The sequence below is a fragment of the Belliella alkalica genome (genome assembly GCF_022549785.1).
GTDB lineage: Bacteria > Bacteroidota > Bacteroidia > Cytophagales > Cyclobacteriaceae > Belliella > Belliella alkalica.
In genome coordinates this window covers 1-1,213 of sequence record NZ_JAKZGO010000067.1, presented here as the reverse complement: position 1 = coordinate 1,213, position 1,213 = coordinate 1, and the positions used below count along the sequence as shown (strand labels likewise).

2 tRNA genes and 2 rRNA genes are annotated in these 1,213 nt (G+C 46.8%); all 4 read right to left on the bottom strand.

Features of this window, described 5'->3' with window-relative positions:
- Positions 1-409, bottom strand: a 23S ribosomal RNA gene (locus MM213_RS20665); the annotation flags it as partial.
- Positions 410-724: 315 nt separating this feature from the next.
- Positions 725-798, bottom strand: a tRNA-Ala gene (locus MM213_RS20660).
- A 17-nt stretch (positions 799-815) separates the two neighbouring features.
- Positions 816-889: transfer RNA gene (locus MM213_RS20655), tRNA-Ile, on the bottom strand.
- Between the two features lie 74 nt (positions 890-963).
- Positions 964-1,213: ribosomal RNA gene (locus MM213_RS20650) — 16S ribosomal RNA — on the bottom strand; the annotation flags it as partial.

Below are 1,213 nucleotides of genomic sequence, written 5' to 3'. Positions count from 1 at the left end.
CTCCTGTCCCGACCTACTCAGGATACCAATCCAATCACATACCCTTCCCCTATGGGACTATCACCCGCTTTGGTTTGCCTTCCCAGACAACTCAAGTCAGGTATGTTCTCTTTTTATCGGTCCTATAACCCCGAACCTGCCGTAACAGATCCGGTTTGGGCTGCTCCGCTTTCGCTCGCCACTACTCACGGAATCACTGTTGTTTTCTCTTCCTCCGGGTACTTAGATGTTTCAGTTTCCCGGGTTTGCCTTCCTTGCGGAATATCCCGCTAACGCGGGATGGGTTGCCCCATTCGGATATCTGCGGATCAATTCCTCTTGCGGATCCCCGCAGCTTTTCGCAGCTTGTCACGTCCTTCTTCGCCTCTGAGAGCCTAGGCATCCCCCGTACGCCCTTATTTACTTACTCTTATCGGAATCCCCCTTTTGCAGTTAGGACCCCGACGGTCTTTTGTCCACTCTCGTGGACTCATTCAATTCTCTGCTCAACTTGTCAATGAACTTTTTATGAATTAACACCATTGTGTTAAATTCTTTTGTCAATTATGATAGACACTTACAAATGATCAGAATGATCAAATTGGAAATGATCTTAATAATTAAATTGGAAACTTTTTCAATATTTATAAGACTGAGGATAACATTTTATATACCTATACTCTACCTTTGAAAATTGATAAGCTCAAATAAATATTTGTAAAACTCCTTTTGAATTTTAAGAATGTGGAGGATAACGGATTCGAACCGTTGACCCCCTGCGTGCAAGGCAGGTGCTCTAGCCAGCTGAGCTAATCCCCCATGATGTCAATTAATAGTGGGCCTGCGTGGACTCGAACCACGGACCTCTACATTATCAGTGTAGCGCTCTAACCACCTGAGCTACAGGCCCAACAATATTATAAAAGAAGTAGTAAGACGATCGGTTCAAATTATTAGAAAGGAAAATACCGATATGTATTCCAGAAAGGAGGTGTTCCAGCCGCACCTTCCGGTACGGCTACCTTGTTACGACTTAGCCCCAGTTACCGGTTCTACCCTAAACGGCTCCTTGCGGTTACCGGCTTCAGGTCTACCCGACTTCCATGGCTTGACGGGCGGTGTGTACAAGGTCCGGGAACGTATTCACCGCGCCATGGCTGATGCGCGATTACTAGCGATTCCAGCTTCACGGGGTCGAGTTGCAGACCCCGATCCGAACTGAGTCCGAACTGAG